This window comes from Clostridium tanneri (assembly GCF_033659955.1).
In the GTDB taxonomy this organism is placed as follows: domain Bacteria; phylum Bacillota; class Clostridia; order Clostridiales; family Clostridiaceae; genus Clostridium_AM; species Clostridium_AM tanneri.
The window spans coordinates 195,443-214,805 of record NZ_JARUJP010000002.1; the positions used below are offsets into that span (position 1 = coordinate 195,443).

The 19,363-nt window shown below is 35.6% G+C and carries 28 protein-coding genes; all 28 read right to left on the bottom strand.

Annotated elements, in window-relative coordinates:
* Positions 1–11: 11 nt before the first annotated feature.
* Positions 12–1,292 (bottom strand): preprotein translocase subunit SecY, encoded by a 1,281-nt coding sequence (gene secY, locus P8V03_RS03185; protein ID WP_318796760.1) that lies wholly within the window; start codon positions 1,290–1,292, stop codon positions 12–14.
* Positions 1,293–1,733 (bottom strand): 50S ribosomal protein L15, encoded by a 441-nt coding sequence (gene rplO / locus P8V03_RS03190; RefSeq protein ID WP_261671190.1) that lies wholly within the window; start codon positions 1,731–1,733, stop codon positions 1,293–1,295.
* Between the two features lie 21 nt (positions 1,734–1,754).
* Complete coding sequence (gene rpmD / locus P8V03_RS03195; RefSeq protein WP_261671191.1) at positions 1,755–1,934, bottom strand: 50S ribosomal protein L30; 180 nt, start codon at positions 1,932–1,934, stop codon at positions 1,755–1,757.
* A 15-nt stretch (positions 1,935–1,949) separates the two neighbouring features.
* Complete coding sequence (gene rpsE, locus P8V03_RS03200; protein ID WP_261671192.1) at positions 1,950–2,447, bottom strand: 30S ribosomal protein S5; 498 nt, start codon at positions 2,445–2,447, stop codon at positions 1,950–1,952.
* Positions 2,448–2,463: 16 nt separating this feature from the next.
* A complete protein-coding gene (rplR, locus tag P8V03_RS03205) occupies positions 2,464–2,823 on the bottom strand; it encodes a 50S ribosomal protein L18 (RefSeq protein WP_261671193.1) in 360 nt (119 codons plus the stop codon).
* 18 nt (positions 2,824–2,841) lie between these two features.
* Positions 2,842–3,384 (bottom strand): 50S ribosomal protein L6, encoded by a 543-nt coding sequence (rplF, locus tag P8V03_RS03210; RefSeq protein WP_261671194.1) that lies wholly within the window; start codon positions 3,382–3,384, stop codon positions 2,842–2,844.
* Between the two features lie 69 nt (positions 3,385–3,453).
* Positions 3,454–3,852 carry a 30S ribosomal protein S8 gene (gene rpsH / locus P8V03_RS03215; protein ID WP_261671195.1) on the bottom strand — a complete coding sequence of 133 codons (399 nt, stop codon included), beginning with the start codon at positions 3,850–3,852 and terminating at the stop codon, positions 3,454–3,456.
* A 30-nt stretch (positions 3,853–3,882) separates the two neighbouring features.
* Positions 3,883–4,068 (bottom strand): type Z 30S ribosomal protein S14, encoded by a 186-nt coding sequence (locus tag P8V03_RS03220; protein ID WP_261671196.1) that lies wholly within the window; start codon positions 4,066–4,068, stop codon positions 3,883–3,885.
* Between the two features lie 12 nt (positions 4,069–4,080).
* Positions 4,081–4,626: a 50S ribosomal protein L5 gene (rplE, locus tag P8V03_RS03225; protein ID WP_261671197.1), complete on the bottom strand. Its 546-nt coding sequence runs from the start codon at positions 4,624–4,626 to the stop codon at positions 4,081–4,083.
* Between the two features lie 21 nt (positions 4,627–4,647).
* Positions 4,648–4,971, bottom strand: coding sequence for a 50S ribosomal protein L24 (gene rplX / locus P8V03_RS03230; RefSeq protein ID WP_261671198.1), 324 nt, complete (start codon positions 4,969–4,971; stop codon positions 4,648–4,650).
* Positions 4,972–4,989: 18 nt separating this feature from the next.
* Positions 4,990–5,358 (bottom strand): 50S ribosomal protein L14, encoded by a 369-nt coding sequence (rplN, locus tag P8V03_RS03235; RefSeq protein ID WP_261671199.1) that lies wholly within the window; start codon positions 5,356–5,358, stop codon positions 4,990–4,992.
* A 29-nt stretch (positions 5,359–5,387) separates the two neighbouring features.
* Positions 5,388–5,642, bottom strand: coding sequence for a 30S ribosomal protein S17 (gene rpsQ / locus P8V03_RS03240; RefSeq protein ID WP_261671200.1), 255 nt, complete (start codon positions 5,640–5,642; stop codon positions 5,388–5,390).
* A 20-nt stretch (positions 5,643–5,662) separates the two neighbouring features.
* Positions 5,663–5,875, bottom strand: coding sequence for a 50S ribosomal protein L29 (gene rpmC, locus P8V03_RS03245; protein ID WP_261671201.1), 213 nt, complete (start codon positions 5,873–5,875; stop codon positions 5,663–5,665).
* Entirely contained in the window at positions 5,865–6,308 is a 444-nt protein-coding gene (gene rplP / locus P8V03_RS03250) for a 50S ribosomal protein L16 (RefSeq protein ID WP_261671202.1), read from the bottom strand. The genes rpmC and rplP overlap by 11 nt, the downstream gene beginning before the upstream one ends.
* Before the next feature lie 17 nt (positions 6,309–6,325).
* The gene (gene rpsC, locus P8V03_RS03255) at positions 6,326–6,997 is read right to left on the bottom strand and encodes a 30S ribosomal protein S3 (protein ID WP_261671203.1); all 672 of its coding nucleotides are present in this window, start codon (positions 6,995–6,997) and stop codon (positions 6,326–6,328) included.
* A 15-nt stretch (positions 6,998–7,012) separates the two neighbouring features.
* Positions 7,013–7,348: a 50S ribosomal protein L22 gene (rplV, locus tag P8V03_RS03260; protein ID WP_261671204.1), complete on the bottom strand. Its 336-nt coding sequence runs from the start codon at positions 7,346–7,348 to the stop codon at positions 7,013–7,015.
* 22 nt (positions 7,349–7,370) lie between these two features.
* Entirely contained in the window at positions 7,371–7,655 is a 285-nt protein-coding gene (gene rpsS, locus P8V03_RS03265; protein ID WP_261671205.1) for a 30S ribosomal protein S19, read from the bottom strand.
* 67 nt (positions 7,656–7,722) lie between these two features.
* Entirely contained in the window at positions 7,723–8,553 is an 831-nt protein-coding gene (gene rplB, locus P8V03_RS03270; RefSeq protein WP_261671206.1) for a 50S ribosomal protein L2, read from the bottom strand.
* Between the two features lie 61 nt (positions 8,554–8,614).
* The gene (rplW, locus tag P8V03_RS03275) at positions 8,615–8,908 is read right to left on the bottom strand and encodes a 50S ribosomal protein L23 (RefSeq protein WP_261671207.1); all 294 of its coding nucleotides are present in this window, start codon (positions 8,906–8,908) and stop codon (positions 8,615–8,617) included.
* Positions 8,908–9,528 (bottom strand): 50S ribosomal protein L4, encoded by a 621-nt coding sequence (gene rplD, locus P8V03_RS03280; protein WP_318796761.1) that lies wholly within the window; start codon positions 9,526–9,528, stop codon positions 8,908–8,910. The genes rplW and rplD overlap by 1 nt, the downstream gene beginning before the upstream one ends.
* 25 nt (positions 9,529–9,553) lie before the next feature.
* Entirely contained in the window at positions 9,554–10,183 is a 630-nt protein-coding gene (rplC, locus tag P8V03_RS03285) for a 50S ribosomal protein L3 (RefSeq protein ID WP_261671209.1), read from the bottom strand.
* A gap of 74 nt (positions 10,184–10,257) precedes the next feature.
* On the bottom strand, positions 10,258–10,566 hold the full coding sequence (gene rpsJ / locus P8V03_RS03290; RefSeq protein WP_261671210.1) for a 30S ribosomal protein S10: 309 nt from the start codon (positions 10,564–10,566) through the stop codon (positions 10,258–10,260).
* A 373-nt stretch (positions 10,567–10,939) separates the two neighbouring features.
* Positions 10,940–12,133 carry an elongation factor Tu gene (gene tuf / locus P8V03_RS03295; protein ID WP_261671211.1) on the bottom strand — a complete coding sequence of 398 codons (1,194 nt, stop codon included), beginning with the start codon at positions 12,131–12,133 and terminating at the stop codon, positions 10,940–10,942.
* 40 nt (positions 12,134–12,173) lie between these two features.
* Positions 12,174–14,243 carry an elongation factor G gene (gene fusA, locus P8V03_RS03300; RefSeq protein ID WP_261671212.1) on the bottom strand — a complete coding sequence of 690 codons (2,070 nt, stop codon included), beginning with the start codon at positions 14,241–14,243 and terminating at the stop codon, positions 12,174–12,176.
* A 76-nt stretch (positions 14,244–14,319) separates the two neighbouring features.
* Positions 14,320–14,790, bottom strand: coding sequence for a 30S ribosomal protein S7 (rpsG, locus tag P8V03_RS03305; RefSeq protein ID WP_261671213.1), 471 nt, complete (start codon positions 14,788–14,790; stop codon positions 14,320–14,322).
* 175 nt (positions 14,791–14,965) lie between these two features.
* Positions 14,966–15,343 carry a 30S ribosomal protein S12 gene (gene rpsL / locus P8V03_RS03310; protein WP_261671214.1) on the bottom strand — a complete coding sequence of 126 codons (378 nt, stop codon included), beginning with the start codon at positions 15,341–15,343 and terminating at the stop codon, positions 14,966–14,968.
* 113 nt (positions 15,344–15,456) lie between these two features.
* Positions 15,457–15,699: a ribosomal L7Ae/L30e/S12e/Gadd45 family protein gene (locus P8V03_RS03315; RefSeq protein WP_261671215.1), complete on the bottom strand. Its 243-nt coding sequence runs from the start codon at positions 15,697–15,699 to the stop codon at positions 15,457–15,459.
* Positions 15,700–15,817: 118 nt separating this feature from the next.
* Positions 15,818–19,348 carry a DNA-directed RNA polymerase subunit beta' gene (rpoC, locus tag P8V03_RS03320; protein ID WP_318796762.1) on the bottom strand — a complete coding sequence of 1,177 codons (3,531 nt, stop codon included), beginning with the start codon at positions 19,346–19,348 and terminating at the stop codon, positions 15,818–15,820.
* Between the last annotated feature and the right edge of the window lie 15 nt (positions 19,349–19,363).

The following is a 19,363-nucleotide window of genomic DNA, read 5'->3' on the forward strand; positions in this document are numbered from 1 at the left end:
AAATATCTTTATTACTTCAAGAATCCTTGATAATGACGCATTACTAATTGCGACTCAATTTGTCTTAAAGTATCTAGGGCAGCGCCCACTATAATTAATAGACCCGTACCACCAAAGTATATTCCTTTAAAGTTTGTATAAGATTCAGCTACTATTGGAGTTATAGCTATTATTCCTGCAAAAGCTCCTCCAAGTATTGCTATCCTGGTAAGAACTTTTCCGATATAATTAGCTGTTGGTTCTCCCGGCCTGATTCCTGGTATAAATCCAGAAGACTTATACATGTTTTCAGCCATTTCTTCTGGTTTAAATGTAACCTCAGTGTAAAACCAAGTAAAGAAAATAGTTAAAATAAAGTAAGTTAAGGCATATTGCCAGCTGCTTTCTTTAAATAAACTAAACTTACTCATTGTTATAAACTTATAAAAGGCAGAATCTGGCCAAAACTGTCCTATAGTCATCGGAAACTGCATTACAGATATTGCAAATATTATTCCAATAACTGAAGCTCCGTTTACATTAATAGGAATATGAGTTGATTGACCCTTGTAGAGTCTACCACCAGCAGTTTTTCCGGCATACTGTACGGGAATTCTTCGTTCTGCTAAACTCATAATTACAACTGCTATAAATAATAGAGCTACTGCTATAACAAATATTATAACTTCAATAAAGTTAACAGTTTCTGCTTTCTGAAGTCCAACAACTTGATATATAGTAGTAGGAAATCTTGAAATAATATTTACAAATATTAAAAGAGAAATACCATTTCCGATTCCTTTTTCTGTAATTTTGTCACCAAACCACATTAGAAAAGTAGAAGCCGTGGTTAACGTAAGTATTATTAAAAATACATTAAACTTATTTGAAGGATCTTGAAGTGCATTAGCCCTAGTTATGATAGCATACGTACTAAATGCCTGAACTATTCCCAACGGTACTGCAGCATATCTAGTATACTGTTGTATCTTCTTTCTTCCATCTTCGCCTTCCTTAGAAAGTTGTTCTAAGCGAGGGACTGCAATTGTCAACAACTGCATTATGATGGAAGAGTTGATAAATGGAACTACTCCCATGGCAAATATGCTAAATCTACTAAATGCACCACCGGATATCAAATCGTAAAAACCAAACAGCGATCCACTCTTAGTTAAATCTGCAAGCTTTGCAGTGTCAATTCCAGGAACAGGAATGAAGTTTCCCATCCTGAAAATTGCTACCATAAATAATGTGAATAATAGTCTCTTTCGAAGTTCAGGAACTTTCCAGGCGTTACGTAAGGTTGATAGCACCTATATCACCTCAACTTTTCCTCCTGCTGCTTCTATTTTCTCAGCAGCAGCTTTTGTGAATTTTGCTGCTCTAACTGTTAGCTTCTTCTGTAATTCACCGTTTCCTAATACTTTTACTCCATTTTTAGCTTTTTTAACTATTCCTTTTTCTAGTAATAGTTCAGGTGTAATTTCTGTGCCATCTTCAAATATATTTAATCTATCGATATTGATTTCAGAATATTCTTTTGCAAATATATTAGTGAAACCTCTCTTTGGAAGTCTTCTGTATAGTGGCATCTGACCTCCTTCAAATCCTGGTCTTACTCCACCACCACTTCTAGCCTTCTGTCCTTTTTCACCTTTACCAGCGTTTCTTCCTAATCCTGATCCAGTACCTCTACCTACTCTCTTAGGAGCTTTTCTTGAACCAGCAGCTGGTTTTAATTCATGAAGTTTCATTCTATCTACACCTCCTCTGTATTATACCTCTTCTACGCATAAAAGATAGCTAACTTTATTTATCATACCTCTAATTTGAGGAGTCTCCTCATGTTCTACAGTCTTGCCGATTTTCTTTAATCCAAGAGCATTGACAGTAGCAATATGATCATCTCTTCTACCTATTAAACTCTTTTTTAAAGTTATTTTAAGTTTAGCCAAGGCCATTCCCCCCCCTTAACCTAAAATCTCTTCAACAGTTTTACCTCTAAGTTTAGCTATATGTTCAGCTGTTCTTAGTCTTGATAAACCGTTTAGTGTTGCGTTAACCATGTTTCTTGGGTTGTTAGATCCTAATGACTTAGCTCTAACATCCTTTAAGCCAGCAAGTTCAAGTACCGCTCTAGCAGGACCACCCGCTATAACTCCTGTACCTTCTGAAGCTGTCATTATAAGTACTTTACCAGTTCCGAATTCACCTGATATGTTGTGAGGTACTGTTGTACCAACTATTGGAACTTCAATTAAATTCTTTTTAGCATCTTCAATTGCTTTTCTGATTGCTTCTGGTATTTCTATAGACTTACCAGTACCTACGCCTACGTGTCCGTTCTCATCACCAACAACAACAAGCGCGCTGAATCTAAAGTTTCTACCACCTTTAACAACCTTAGCAACTCTGTTTATGAATACAACTTTTTCTTTAAGATTTAAAGTGCTAGGATCGATTCTCATTTATTTCCCTCCTTCTCTAGAACTGTAAGCCAGCTTCTCTTGCTCCTTCTGCAAGGTTCTGTACTCTACCGTGATATACGTATCCACCTCTATCAAAAACTACCTCTGTAATTCCTTTTTCAAGAGCTCTTTTAGCTACTATTTCACCAACAACTTTAGCTGCCTCTTTATTGCTTCCAACACCGTTGAAATCTTTATCTAGAGTAGAAGCAGATACTAAAGTGATTCCGTTTATATCATCTATAATTTGTGCATATATGTTCTTTTCACTTCTATAAACCGCAAGTCTTGGTCTTTCAGTTGTTCCAAAAATCTTTTTACGAACTCTTAAATGACGTCTTACTCTTGATTTTTTTCTGTCGTCCTTATTAAACATAAAGCTCACTCCTTTCTATTACTTCTTACCAGTCTTACCTTCCTTACGTCTTATAACTTCGTTATCATACTTAATTCCTTTTCCTTTGTAAGGCTCAGGCTTTCTCCAAGTTCTTATATCTGCTGCAACTGCACCAACTAGTTCCTTGTCAATACCTCTAACAACAACCTTAGTAGCAGCAGGTGTTTCAAATGTTATTCCTTCAACTTGATCTATTTCAACTGGATGTGAATATCCAAGGTTCATAACTAATTTCTTTCCTTGTAACTGAGCTCTGTAACCAACACCAACTAAATCTAATGTTTTTACAAATCCTTCAGTTACTCCGATAACCATGTTATTTATTAATGCTCTTGTTAATCCATGAAGAGCTCTTTTTTCCTTTTGATCATTGTCTCTTGTAACTACTACAGAGTTATCTTCAATAGCTATATTAATCTTCTCACTCATAGCTTTAACAAGCTGGCCTTTTGGTCCTTTTACTGTAACAACGTTGTCTGGTGTTACAGTAACAGTTACGCCACCTGGTATAGCTATAGGAAGTTTTCCTATTCTTGACATGATTACACCTCCTGTATTCCTCGTAAGTCTGCAATAAATATCTCTCATTGCACCTTCCGTATTATTCGATTACCAAATGTAGCAAAGAACTTCTCCGCCTACACCAAGTTTTCTTGCTTCTCTATCTGTAACAATTCCTTTTGAAGTTGAAACAACTGCAACTCCAAGTCCGTTAAGAACCTTAGGAATTTCTTCTTTTCTACAATAAACTCTTAATCCTGGCTTTGATATTCTCTTAAGTCCAGTTATAACTCTTTCTTTGTTTTGACCATACTTCATTTGAAGTCTTAACATGTTTACAGAACCATCAGTATATTCCTCTACATTTTTTATATATCCTTCTTGAAGCATTATATCTAAAACAGCCTTCTTTATAGTTGAAGAAGGTACTTCCACTATTTCATGTCTAACTATGTTTGCGTTTCTTATACGAGTAAGTAAATCTGCGATAGGATCAGTCATTACCATTTATTGTGCCTCCTTTCATCAATAACTAAGTTACCAACTTGCTTTTCTGCATCCAGGTATTTCACCTTTATAAGCAAGTTCTCTAAAACAAATACGGCATATACCAAACTTTCTTAATACAGAATGTGGTCTTCCACATATTCTGCATCTTGTGTAAGCTCTAGTTGAATATTTAGGCTCTTTCTTCCACTTTTCTATTAAAGCTTTACGTGCCACGTTTTTCCCTCCTTATTTTTGAGCAAATGGCATTCCAAGGAATCTTAGTAATTCTCTTGCTTCTTCGTCAGTCTTAGCAGTTGTAACGAAGATTATATCCATACCTCTTACTTTGTCTATTTTATCATATTCTATTTCAGGGAACATTAACTGTTCTTTAACTCCTAATGAATAGTTTCCTCTTCCATCGAAAGCCTTATCTGAAACTCCAGAGAAATCTCTTACTCTTGGAAGTGCAACGTTCATTAATTTATCAGCAAACTCATACATCTTTTGCTTTCTTAATGTAACTTTACATCCTATTGGCATGTTTTCTCTTATTTTAAAGTTAGCTATAGATTTTTTAGCTCTAGTAAGTATTGGCTTTTGGCCTGTAATGATTGTTAAATCACTTACTGCTGCTTCTAGAACCTTTGGATTATCTTTAGCTTCTCCAACACCCATGTTTACAACAACTTTCTCAAGTTTTGGTACTTCCATAATGTTCTTATATTCAAATTTATTCATTAAAGCTGGAATTACTTCTTTTTCGTACTTTTCCTGTAATCTTACGCTCATTTTTAGCCCTCCTTTCAAAGATTAGAATGTTTCTCCGCACTTTTTGCAAACTCTAACTTTAGTTCCGTCTTCTAGTAACTTATGACTTATTCTTGTAACTGATTTGCACTTGTCACAATATAACATAACTTTTGAACTATAAACTGCAGCTTCTTTTTGTATTATACCGCCCTGCATATTTGCTCTATTAGGTTTTTGGTGTTTTGTTACTAGGTTTACACCTTTAACAAGTACTTTTCCAGTCTTAGGCATTACAGCTAAAACCTCACCAATTTTACCTTTATCTTTTCCAGATATAACCATAACTGTGTCTTTTTTTCTAACATGTATCTTGCTTGTTGCCATTATAGCCACCTCCTTATTCTATAGAACTTCAGGTGCTAATGATAATATTTTTGTGAAATCCTTATCTCTTAGCTCTCTTGCAACTGGTCCAAAGATACGAGTTCCTTTTGGCTGTTTATCATCTTTTATTATAACAGCAGCATTCTCATCAAATCTTATATATGATCCATCTGCTCTTCTTAATCCTTTAACAGATCTTACGATAACTGCCTTAACAACGTCTCCTTTTTTAACAACACCGCCTGGTGTTGCACTTTTAACGCTAGCAACTATTATATCTCCAATATTTCCCCATTTTCTTCTGGAACCACCTAATACTCTTATACACATAATTTCCTTAGCACCGGAATTATCTGCAACTTTCAACAATGTTTGTTGCTGAATCATTGAAAATACCCTCCTTTCAGCATCATAAACTATTTAGCTTTTTCTACTATTTCTACAAGTCTCCATCTCTTGTCTTTTGACAATGGTCTTGTTTCCATTATTAAAACTCTATCATTAATCTTTGCATTGTTATTTTCATCATGAGCTTTGAATTTAGTAGTTCTGTTAACTGTTTTACCATATAAAGGATGACGAACTTTAGTTTCTACAGCAACCACTATAGTCTTTTCCATCTTATCAGAAACTACTCTTCCGATTCTTGTCTTTCTATTTCCTCTTTCCACAGGACAAACCTCCTTTCAGCCTACTGTTCAAACGCCCTTAGTTCTTCTTCTCTAAGGATGGTTTTAATTTGGGCTATAGATTTTTTTACTTCTCTTATTCTCATTGGGTTTTCTAACTGACCTGTAGCTAACTGAAATCTTAAGTTAAATAACTCAGCCTTAAGATCATCAAGTTTTGCATGCAAATCTTGAGGGCCATTTTGTCTAAGTTCTCTTAATTCTTTAGCCTTCATTTATTTCACCACCCACTTCTTCAAAATCTCTTCTAGTTACAAATTTAGTCTTAACTGGTAACTTATGTGAAGCAAGTCTCATAGCTTCTCTTGCAACTGTTTCATTAACTCCTGATAATTCAAATAATACTCTACCAGGCTTAATAACTGCTACCCAGTACTCTGGTGAACCTTTACCGGAACCCATACGAGTTTCAGCTGGCTTTTCTGTAACTGGTTTATCCGGGAAAATCTTTATCCAAAGCTTTCCTCCTCTTTTGATATATCTATTAATAGCTATTCTGGCAGATTCTATTTGATTACTTGTAATCCATCCACATTCAGTAGCCTGTATAGCGTAATCTCCATATGCTATAAAGTTACCTCTTGTAGCTTTGCCTTTCATTCTACCACGCTGTACCTTACGATGTTTTACTCTTTTAGGCATTAACATGTCATATTCCTCCTTCCTTATGCGTTAGCTTCTTCCTTACTTTCAGCAACCTTTTTAGTAGGAAGTACTTCTCCTTTATATACCCAAACCTTTACGCCTATTTTTCCGTATGTTGTATCTGCTTCTGCAAATCCATAGTCTATATCAGCTCTAAGTGTTTGTAGTGGAATTGTGCCTTCATGATATGACTCAGTTCTTGCAATTTCTGCTCCGCCAAGTCTTCCTGAACATGCAGTCTTAACTCCCTTTACACCTGTTTTCATTGCTCTTTGTATTGTTTGTTTCATAGCTCTTCTGAATGAAATTCTCTTTTCAAGTTGTTGAGCTATGTTCTCAGCCATAAGTTGAGCGTCTCCCTCAGCAGACTTTATTTCAACTATATTTATTAGAACATTTTTATCGCCAACCATTTTCTTAATTTCAGCTTTTAAAGCATCAATTCCTTGGCCGCCTTTTCCTATAATCATACCTGGCTTAGCAGTATGTATGTTTAATTTAATTCTTTTTGCTGCTCTTTCGATTTGAATTCTTGAAACACCAGCTGAAGCAGTTCTTTGTTTAACAAATTCTCTAACTTTATTGTCTTCTACTAAATTATTAGCAAAATCCTTACTACCTGCATACCACTTAGCATCCCAATCTTTGATTACGCCAACTCTTAAGCCGTGTGGATGTACTTTCTGTCCCATCTGTTTCCCTCCTTTTTAAGCTCTTTCTCTAACTACTAGAGTTATGTGGCTAGTTCTTTTCTTTATTCTAAACGCTCTACCTTGAGCATGTGGTCTAAATCTCTTTAATGTTGGACCTTGACCTACATATGCTTCCGCAACATATAAGTTGTTTATATCTAAATTTAAATTATTTTCCGCATTTGCAACAGCTGATTTTAAAACCTTATTAATAACCTCTGCTGCATCCTTTGGAGTATATTGTAGTATGGCAAAAGCCTCGTTTACATTCTTACCTCTTATTAAATCAAGAACAATACCTATTTTCATTGAGGACATTCTTATATATTTAGCTATAGCTTTAGCTTCCATCGTATGTTACCTCCTTTCCGCATTATCTTACACGAGATGATTTTTCGTTTTTATCAACGTGTCCTTTATATGTTCTAGTTAGTGCGAACTCACCTAACTTATGTCCCACCATATCCTCTGATATATATACAGGAACATGTTTTCTTCCGTCATGTACCGCAATAGTGTGACCTATCATTTGAGGGAATATAGTTGAACTTCTTGACCAAGTCTTTATAACTTTCTTTTCCCCTGCTTTATTCATTTCATTGATTTTATTTAATAGTCCTTCATGGACAAAAGGTCCTTTTTTAACTGATCTGCTCACTTAATTGGCCTCCCTTCATACAATGTGATTAATAGTTAGTGAAGAGAATATAAAATTCTCTTCTAAACTACTTATTTCTTCTCTTAATAATGAATCTATCTGAATATTTTTTATGTTTTCTTGTTTTGTATCCAAGTGCTGGTTTACCCCATGGAGTAAGTGGACCTGGGTGTCCTATAGGAGATTTACCTTCTCCACCACCGTGTGGGTGATCGTTAGGGTTCATTACAGATCCTCTAACTGTTGGTCTTACGCCCATATGTCTCTTTCTTCCAGCTTTACCTATGTTTATGATTTCGTGTGTTAAATTTGATACTGTTCCTATAGTTGCTCTGCACTCTATTCTAACGTATCTCATTTCTCCACTTGGAAGTCTTAATGTTGCATAGTTGCCATCTTTAGCCATAAGTTGAGCTGAACTTCCAGCTGCTCTTACAAGCTGACCTCCCTTTCCTGCTGATAATTCAACGTTATGAATTATTGTACCAACAGGTATATTCTTTATAGGAAGACAGTTACCAACTTTTATATCAGCATCTGCACCTGATACTATAACATCTCCTACTTTTAATCCAACTGGAGCTATTATGTATCTCTTTTCACCATCAGCATAAACTACAAGAGCGATATAAGCTGATCTGTTTGGATCATACTCTATTGTAGACACCTTTGCAGGTATGCTATCTTTGTTTCTCTTGAAGTCTATTATTCTATATTTTTGCTTTGCACCGCCACCGATGTGACGAACTGTTATCTTACCGTTTGCGTTTCTACCACCTGTTCTTTTCTTTGAAACAAGAAGAGATTTCTCAGGTACATTTGTAGTTATTTCTTCAAAAGTACTCATTGTCATTTGTCTTCTTGAAGGTGTGGTAGGGTTAAAACCTTTAACTGCCATTTCGGTATTCCCTCCTTTTTATAGCTTATCTGGTACTCAACCAATAAATGCTTTATTTAAATTACATGCCTTCAAAGAACTCAATAGCTTTACTTTCATCTGAAAGTTTAATTATTGCTTTTTTGTAATCTGGTCTTTTTCCAACATGTACTCCAACTCTCTTAGTCTTACCTAAGTATCTTGCAGTTTTTACATCTTCAACTTTTACTCCGAAAACTTCTTCTACTGCTCTTTTTATCATAGACTTATTAGCATGTATATCAACTATAAAGGTGTATTTCTTATCACTCATAGAAGCCATACTTTTTTCTGTTATAATAGGTCTTCTTATGATATCATAATTAGTTAGCTTCATTATACATACACCTCCTCAATTTTTGATACAGCATCCTTAGTTATTACAAGATTTTCGTATTTTAATAAATCATATACATTTAAGTTGTTTACAGGTAAAACTGCAACTCCCTCAATGTTTCTTGCTGATTTATATACATTTTCATTTGACTCAGCAGTTACTATTAATGTCTTTTTAGTGTTAAGAGCGCTTAACATTTTAACTATTTCTTTTGTCTTAGGAGCATCTAATTCAAGATTTTCTAATACAAAAATTTCGTTATCATTAACCTTGCTAGTTAAAGCAGATTTCATAGCTACTCTTCTCATTGATTTTGGAACTGACATTCTATAGCTTCTTGGTTTTACTGCGAAAACCATACCACCATGTATCCATTGTGGTGCTCTTATTGAACCCTGTCTTGCTCTACCAGTTCCTTTTTGTCTCCAAGGCTTAATTCCGCCTCCAGAAACTTCAGCTCTAGTTTTAGCTGATTGAGTTCCTTGTCTTTTATTTGCAAGTAAAGCAACAACTACTTGATGTAAAGCATATTGATTTACTTCAGCTCCGAACACGTTATCTGATAGTTGAACATCTCCAACTTTTTGACCTTCTTTGTTAAATAATCCTACTGTAAGCATTCTGCATCCTCCTTTCTACCAAAACTTAAGCCTTAACTGTATTTCTTATCACTACAAATCCTTTGTTAGGTCCTGGTACTCCACCTTTTATTAATATGATGTTTTTCTCAGGCATTACCTTAGCAACTTGTAGGTTTAATACTGTTGTATTCACATTACCCATATGTCCTGGTAACTTTTTGTTTTTAAATGTTCTTGATGGACTTGATGACGCTCCCATAGAACCAACTGCTCTATGGAATTTAGATCCGTGGGACATAGGTCCTCTGTGACCATTCCATCTCTTGATTGTACCTTGGAATCCCTTACCTTTAGATATTCCAGAAACATCAATTTTTTCTCCAGCTGCAAATACATCTGCTTTTATTTCTTGACCAACTTCATATGAAGTTATGTCTTCAAGTCTAAATTCTCTTACAAATCTCTTTAGTGAAACACCTGCTTTAGCAAAATGTCCCTTTCTTGGCTTGTTAACAAGCTTTTCTCTTATATCATCAAATCCTACCTGTATAGCATCATAACCATCTTTTTCAACAGTTTTCTTTTGAACAACTACACATGGGCCTGCTTCGATTACTGTAACAGGAATTATTTTTCCATTTTCATCGAATATTTGAGTCATACCAAGTTTTCTACCTAGTATAGCTTTTTTCATTATCTTGCACCTCCTCAACATATTAGCGGATCGACTTAACGATCATAATAGTTAGTAATAGTTATCTATTACAATTATAGTTTTATTTCAATATCAACACCTGCTGGTAAATCTAATCTCATTAGCGCATCAACAGTCTTTGGTGATGGGCTTATTATATCTATAAGTCTCTTGTGAGTTCTTATTTCGAACTGCTCTCTTGAATCTTTGTACTTGTGTACAGCTCTTAAGACTGTTATAACATCTTTCTCTGTTGGTAGAGGTACTGGACCTGCCACCTTTGCTCCAGTTGATTTTGCAGTCTCAACAATTTTCTCAGCTGATTGATCTAATATATTGTGATCAAAAGCTTTTAATCTAATTCTGATTTTTTGTTTTGCCATTACTATTTCCCTCCTTTTCATGCACGCTTTACTTCCTACGTACAACAGCGGATGTATTCTGTAAACTGTTCCGGGTGTTGCGTAATTTTTTTTTAAAGCACCCCAATAAACAAAACCACCGTCGCCTGGTTCAAGACCCTAGCATACTCAGCTAAGAATTACCCGGAAGCCCGGCAACCTCTTGCCTCATCGCTGTTACCATTTTACAACTTCTTAATTATACAATATATTTTTATTTTTGACAAGCATAAATTTTAATTAATAAATAATTAATTAATTGCCAATTATTTATTAATTAATTTTATAAAAAGGAAAGAGCGTCCTCTTTCCTTTTATATTTTAAAGGCCTTTAAAAATTAAAAACAACTTATGATTACTCTTCTATTTTAGAAACAACTCCTGAACCTACAGTTCTTCCGCCTTCTCTTATAGCAAATCTTAATCCTTCATCCATTGCTACTGGAGTGATTAATTCAACTTTCATGTCTATGTGGTCTCCAGGCATAACCATTTCCATTCCTTCTGGTAATTTGATTGATCCTGTAACGTCTGTTGTTCTGAAGTAGAACTGTGGTCTATATCCATCGAAGAATGGAGTGTGTCTTCCACCTTCTTCTTTTTTTAGTACGTATACTTGACCTACGAACTTCTTATGTGGATGTACTGAACCTGGTTTTGCTAATACTTGACCTCTTTCGATATCATCTCTTTGAACACCTCTTAATAATGCTCCGATGTTATCTCCTGCCATCGCTTGATCAAGAAGCTTTCTGAACATTTCTACTCCTGTACATACAGTTTTGCCCTTTTCTTCTTTTATTCCTACGATTTCTACTTCGTCTCCAACTTTTAATATTCCACTTTCAACTCTTCCAGTTGCAACTGTTCCTCTTCCTGTTATTGTGAATACATCTTCTACAGGCATTAAGAATGCTTTGTCAGTTGCTCTTTCTGGAGTTGGAATGTAGCTGTCTACTGCAGCCATTAAGTCCATTATTGGTTTTATTGCTTCTTCATCTGTTGGGTTTTCTAATGCTTTTAATGCTGATCCAGCTACGATTGGAGTATCATCTCCTGGGAAGTTGTACTCGCTTAATAATTCTCTAACTTCCATTTCTACTAATTCTAATAATTCTGCATCGTCTACCATGTCAGCTTTATTTAAGAATACTACTATGTAGTCAACACCAACTCTTGATGCTAGTAGTATGTGCTCTCTTGTTTGTGGCATTGGACCATCTGCTGCACTTACAACTAAGATAGCTCCATCCATCTGTGCTGCTCCTGTTATCATGTTCTTAACATAGTCAGCGTGTCCTGGACAATCAACGTGTGCATAGTGTCTGTTTTCTGTTTCATATTCAACGTGTGCTGTGTTGATTGTGATTCCTCTTTCTCTTTCTTCTGGTGCTTTATCTATTGCTGCATAATCAAATGCTTCTGCAAATCCCTTTTTTGATAATACTGTTGTTATTGCTGCTGTTAATGTTGTTTTACCGTGGTCTACGTGTCCTATTGTTCCTATGTTTACGTGTGGTTTGTTTCTTTCAAATTTTGCTTTTGACATTTTATTATTCCTCCTTAAATGTAGTAATCTATTTTATTAATTAAGCATTTCTGCTTCCTGCTACTTGCTCTTGTATACTCTTTGGTACTTCTTCATAGTGATCAAATACCATTGAGTAAACACCTCTACCTTGAGTTCTTGATCTTAATGTTGTAGCATAACCAAACATCTCTGAAAGTGGTACGAATGATCTAATAACTTGAGCACCAGCTCTAGCTTCCATTCCTTCAATTCTACCTCTTCTTGAGTTAATGTCACCCATTACATCACCCATATACTCTTCAGGCACTATAACCTCAACCTTCATCATAGGCTCTAGTAATACTGGCTCTGCTTTTGCCATTGCATTCTTAAATGCCATAGATCCAGCAATCTTAAATGCCATTTCTGATGAGTCAACATCGTGGTATGATCCATCAACTAATTTAATCTTAAAGTTGATAACAGGATATCCTGCGATTATACCGCTGTCCGCAGCCTCTTGTATTCCATTATCAATTGGTGAAATGTATTCCTTAGGAATAGCTCCTCCAACGATAGCATTTTCAAATGAATATTCTCCTTCTGTTGGAATCATTTCTATCCAACAGTGACCGTATTGACCACGTCCACCAGACTGTCTAACAAACTTACCTTCAGCTTTAATAGCTTTTCTGATTGTTTCTTTGTAAGCAACCTGTGGCTTACCAACGTTACACTCAACTTTAAATTCTCTTTGAAGTCTGTCAACAATTATTTCAAGGTGAAGCTCACCCATACCAGATATAATTGTTTGACCAGTTTCTTGGTTAGTAAATGTTTTAAATGTTGGATCCTCTTCAGCAAGTTTTGCTAAAGCAATACCCATCTTTTCTTGACCAGCTTTAGTTTTTGGCTCTATAGCAACATCTATAACTGGATCTGGGAATTCCATGCTCTCAAGTATAATCGGAGCTGATTCATCACAAAGTGTATTACCAGTAGTTGTTTCCTTTAATCCGATTATAGCTCCTAAATCACCTGCACGAAGTTCTTCAACCTCTTGTCTGTGATTAGCGTGCATTTTAACAATTCTTCCTATTCTCTCTTTTTTACCTTTTGTTGAGTTAAGTACATAAGTACCGCTCTTAACTACACCTGAGTATATTCTCGCGAATGCTAACTTACCAACGAATGGGTCAGTTGCAATCTTAAATGCTAATGCTGACATTGGAGCATTATCATCTGCTGGTCTTTCGTCTTCTGCACCAGTATCTGGGTTAGTTCCTTGTATAGCTGGGATATCTAATGGTGATGGCATGTATGCAACTACAGCATCGATCATTGGTTGAACACCCTTGTTCTTATATGATGATCCACATACTACTGGTACTATAGCGTTAGCTATAACACCTTTTCTAAGTCCTAATACTATTTCTTCTTCTGTGAACTCTTCGCCTTCAAGATATTTCATCATTAACTCTTCATCTTGTTCAGCTACTGCTTCAAGTAAAGCTGTTCTGTATTCTGCAGCCTTATCTTTTAATTCAGCTGGTATTTCAACTGAGTCCATAACTGTTCCTAAATCATCTTCGTATATTATAGCTTCATTTTTAACAAGATCTATAATTCCTTTAAATTGGTCTTCAGCTCCTACTGGAATCTGAATTGGAATTGCATTACAGTGTAATCTATCTCTTAATGTGTTAACACACATGTAGAAGTCAGCACCTGTAGAGTCCATTTTATTTACATATACCATTCTTGGTACTTTGTAATTGTCTGCCTGTCTCCATACAGTTTCAGTTTGCGGTTCAACTCCGCTCTTTGCGTCTAATACAGTAACTGATCCGTCAAGAACTCTTAATGATCTTTCAACCTCTACTGTAAAATCCACGTGTCCTGGTGTATCTATTATGTTTATCGCATAACCTTTCCATTGACAGAAAGTTGCTGCTGAAGTTATAGTTATTCCTCTTTCTTGCTCTTGAACCATCCAGTCCATTGTTGCAGCACCTTCGTGAACCTCACCTATTTTGTGAGTCTTTCCTGTGTAGAAAAGTATACGTTCAGTTGTCGTAGTTTTTCCAGCATCGATGTGAGCCATAATACCGATGTTACGGAATTTCTCTAATGGATATTCTCTTCCCACTTAAATTTCCTCCTTTTACGTATGAATTTTAAATTTGACAAAACTGTTTTGGTAACTCCAAAACAGTTTTGTGATATTAATATCTATAATGTGCAAAAGCCTTATTTGCTTCAGCCATTTTATGAGTATCTTCTCTTTTCTTAACAGCTGCACCTGTATTGTTAGCTGCATCCATTAATTCGTTAGCAAGTCTTTCTCTCATGTACTTCTCGCCTCTTTTTCTTGCAGCGATAAGCATCCATCTAATACCTAATGTCTGTCTTCTCTCTGGTCTAACTTCCATAGGTACTTGATATGTAGCACCACCTATTCTTCTTGCTTTTACTTCAAGAAGTGGCATTACATTATTCATTGCATCTTCAAAAACTTCTATTGGTTCTCTATCAGTTTTTGTACGAATTATTTCAAAAGCGTCGTAGCATATTTTTTGAGCTACTCCCTTTTTACCATCTTCCATTACACTGTTTATTAACTTTGTAACAACTTTGCTGTTGTACATTGGATCTGGTAACACATCTCTTTTAGCTATATGTCCTTTTCTTGGCACTTTTCTTCCCTCCTTAACAATTTTAACTTTTAAGTTCATCGGTACTCGGTTAAAATTTTCTATAACTTATAGTACATTTAACCGCAAAGTGCTTTGTACTTCTGCAAATTATCTATAAATCTATATATAAATGCTGAAGACGCAGCACTACTTTTCAACTTAATTTGACCAAATCTTATTTTTGTTTTGGTCTCTTAGCACCATATTTTGATCTTGATTGTAATCTGTTAGCTACTCCAGCTGAGTCTAATGCTCCTCTAACTATGTGGTATCTAACACCTGGAAGGTCTTTAACTCTTCCTCCTCTTATAAGAACAACGCTGTGCTCTTGTAAGTTGTGACCTACACCTGGAATGTACGCAGTTACTTCAAATCCATTTGTTAGTCTAACTCTAGCGATTTTTCTTAACGCTGAGTTTGGCTTCTTAGGCGTTGTAGTTTTTACTACTGTACAAACTCCTCTCTTTTGAGGACATTCCTTTAATGCTGGTGCTGTTGATTTTGTACCTATTGTCTTTCTGCCTTTTCTTACTAATTGGCTTATAGTTGGCATATCTACACCTCCTTTAAAGATATGAATTAAATTAGTATTAAACTAATTTAATAACTAAATTGTAACACTTTATTTATGTTAAATAATATCTGTAAGCTTCTTTATTAAGAAAACTAGTCGTTTAGCACTGCGGCTGTAGCCGCACCAACATCTATCCCGCAAAGTTTTCCTAATTCTTTCATCGTGTCTATATATAGTACACTTTGGGAATTCTCATCAACTAATACTTTTACCGACTGTATCAACTTATCATCAGCATCCTTAGCTATATAAACAGTTTTAGCAGCATTATTTTTAATAGCTTTTACTGTTTGTTTAACACCAACAACTTTGTTTCCCTCAAGTCTGCAAATCATAATCTCCGCTCCCCCTTACAGTGTTATAGAGACAAAGCTGAAACTTTGCCTCCATCAAAAACACACAGATGTATTTTATCACTTTAATACCAGTATGTCAACAAATTAAATGTTAAGCTTATGCTTCATTACTTAATAAATTCTCTTCATTTTCCTTTTCAGTGTTTATTCTTATTGATCTATACCTTGTCATTCCTGTACCTGCAGGTATAAGCTTACCAATAATTACATTTTCCTTTAATCCTAATAACGGATCAACTTTTCCTTTTATAGCGGCATCAGTTAAGACTCTTGTAGTTTCTTGGAAGGAAGCTGCTGATAAGAATGATTCTGTTGCTAACGCAGCTTTAGTTATACCAAGCAACGCAACTCTTCCCTCAGCTGGAACTCCTCCTTGAGCTTCTACTCTTGCATTTTCTTCCTCAAAATCAAATATATCTATCATAGTTCCAGGAAGTAATTCAGTATCTCCTGATTCCTCTATTTTAACTTTTCTTGTCATTTGTCTTACTACTACCTCAAGGTGTTTATCATTGATATCAACACCCTGTAATCTATATACCTTTTGAACTTCAGATAAAAGGTAGTTCTTAACTCCAAGAACTCCTTTGATTCTTAAAACATCATGTGGATTAATAGATCCCTCTGTAATTTCATCTCCGGCTTCTATAACGTCACCGTTAGATACCTTAAGTCTTGATCCAAATGGTATATCATAGGTAACTTCTTCTCCACCTGCTGTAATAACAGATACTATTCTCTTTTTCTTTGTTTCTTCCATTTTTACAGTACCAGAAACTTCACTTACTATAGCAAGACCCTTCGGTTTTCTAGCCTCGAATAATTCTTCAACTCTAGGAAGACCTTGAGTTATATCAGCTCCAGCAACTCCACCAGTATGGAAGGTTCTCATTGTAAGCTGAGTACCTGGCTCTCCTATACTTTGTGCTGCAACTATACCAACTGCTTCGCCTATATTTATCTTTTGCGCAGTGGCCATATTCATTCCATAACATTTTGAACATACGCCATGCTTAGATTTACAAGTGAATACAGATCTAATTTTTACTTTCTTAACTCCAGCATCTTCTACTTTGTCAGCAACTGTTGAATCCATATAAGCATCTCTTGCAACAATTACTTCTCCTGTCTTAGGATCTAGAATATCTTCACTGGAGTATCTTCCTGTAAGTCTTTCTGCTAAACTTTCTATAGTCTCATTTCCTTCTTTTATTTCAGAAACCTCGTAGCCATCACGAGTTCCACAATCTTCTACTCTAACTATAACATCTTGGCTTACATCAACAAGTCTTCTTGTCAAATATCCAGAGTCCGCTGTTTTAAGAGCTGTATCGGCATTACCTTTTCTTGCTCCGTGTGTTGATATAAAGTATTCAAGTACATCGAGACCTTCTCTAAAGGATGATCTTATAGGTAATTCTATAATCTTACCAGATGGGTTAGCCATAAGACCTCTCATACCAGCAAGCTGTTTTATCTGACTCTTAGAACCTCTGGCTCCTGAATCAGCCATCATGAATATAGGATTAAACTTATCCAAGTTATTCATAAGTGCATCAGCTACATCTTCAGTGGTCTTAGTCCATTTTTCTATAACCCTTTCATATCTTTCATCTTCTGATATAAATCCTCTTCTGTACATTTTTTCAATTTTATCAACTGCAGCATCTGCTTCTTCAAGCAACTTCTTTTTATTCTCTGGAACAACCATATCTGATGTAGATACAGTAATAGCCCCTATACTTGAGTAGTGATATCCTTTAGCTTTTATGTTATCAAGCATTATAGACGTCTTAGTTGCTCCATGTTTCATGTAGCACTTATCTATAACCTTTCCAAGGTTTTTCTTAGTAACAAGGAAATCAACCTCTAACTTAAATTCATTTTCTGGTTTACTTCTATCTATAAAACCTAAGTCCTGTGGTATAGCTTCGTTGAATATGATTTTTCCAGGAGTAGTTTCTATTATTCCAGTAATCTCCTTGTCATCCTTAATCTTAACCATCTTCACTCTTATTTTTGCGTGAATACTTATTTCGCTAAGCTGGTAAGCCATGATTACCTCATCTGGTGATGAGAAACTTCTTCCTTCTCCCTTTTCGCCATCTTTATCTATAGTTAAGTAGTATGAACCAAGCACCATGTCCTGTGTAGGAACTACAACTGGTTTACCATCAGATGGCTTCATTATATTGTGTGCTGCAAGCATTAAAAATCTTGCTTCTGCTTGAGCTTCAACAGATAATGGAACATGGACAGCCATTTGGTCTCCATCAAAGTCCGCATTATATGCTGTACATGATAATGGATGAAGCTTTATTGCTCTACCCTCAACAAGTACCGGTTGGAATGCCTGAATTCCCAATCTATGAAGCGTCGGAGCACGGTTTAAAAGAACTGGATGGTCTGCAATAACTTCTTCAAGTACATCCCATACCTGAGTTTGAACTCTCTCTACCATTCTTTTTGCACTTTTAATATTATGAGCTACTCCGCTTTCTACCAATTTCTTCATGACAAAAGGTTTAAATAATTCAAGCGCCATTTCTTTTGGAAGACCACATTGGTACATTTTCAGTTCAGGTCCTACAACTATAACGGAACGTCCTGAATAGTCAACACGTTTTCCAAGTAAGTTTTGTCTAAATCTTCCCTGCTTACCCTTTAACATATCTGATAATGATTTTAACGGCCTATTTCCTGGTCCTGTTACAGGTCTTCCTCTTCTGCCGTTATCAATAAGTGCATCTACAGCTTCCTGAAGCATTCTCTTTTCGTTTCTTACTATGATGTCTGGAGCACCTAAATCTAAAAGTTTTTTAAGTCTATTGTTTCTATTAATTACTCTTCTATAAAGATCATTTAAGTCAGACGTTGCAAATCTGCCACCATCCAGCTGAACCATAGGTCTCAAATCTGGAGGTATTACAGGTATTACATCAATAATCATCCACTCTGGTCTATTGCTAGACTTTCTAAAGGATTCTACAACTTCTAACCTTCTGATTATTCTTACCTTCTTTTGCCCAGTACTGCTCTTTAAATCTTCTTTTAACTCTGCTGAAAGCTGTTCAAGATCTATTTCCTCTAAAAGTTTTTTAACTGATTCTGCTCCCATACCAGCAACAAAGTTCTCTTCACCATATTTATCAGCTGCTTCTCTATATTCCTTTTCATTTAGTAGCTGCTTCTTTAATAATGGTGTTTCTTTTGGATCTAATACTACATAAGATGCAAAATACAATATTTTTTCAAGTGCTCTAGGAGACATATCTAATATAAGTCCCATACGTGATGGTATTCCTTTGAAATACCATATATGAGATACAGGGGCAGCAAGTTCTATATGCCCCATTCTCTCACGTCTTACTTTAGCCTTTGTAACCTCTACTCCACATCTGTCACAAACTATACCTTTGTATCTTATTCTTTTATACTTTCCACAGTGACATTCCCAGTCTTTTATCGGTCCAAATATTCTTTCACAGAACAATCCATCTCTTTCTGGCTTTAGAGTTCTATAGTTTATAGTTTCTGGTTTTTTAACTTCACCTCTAGACCATTCTCTAATCTTCTCTGGAGAAGCTAATCCTATTTGCAGTGCATCAAAATTATTTAATTCAAACAAGGGTACATCCTCCCT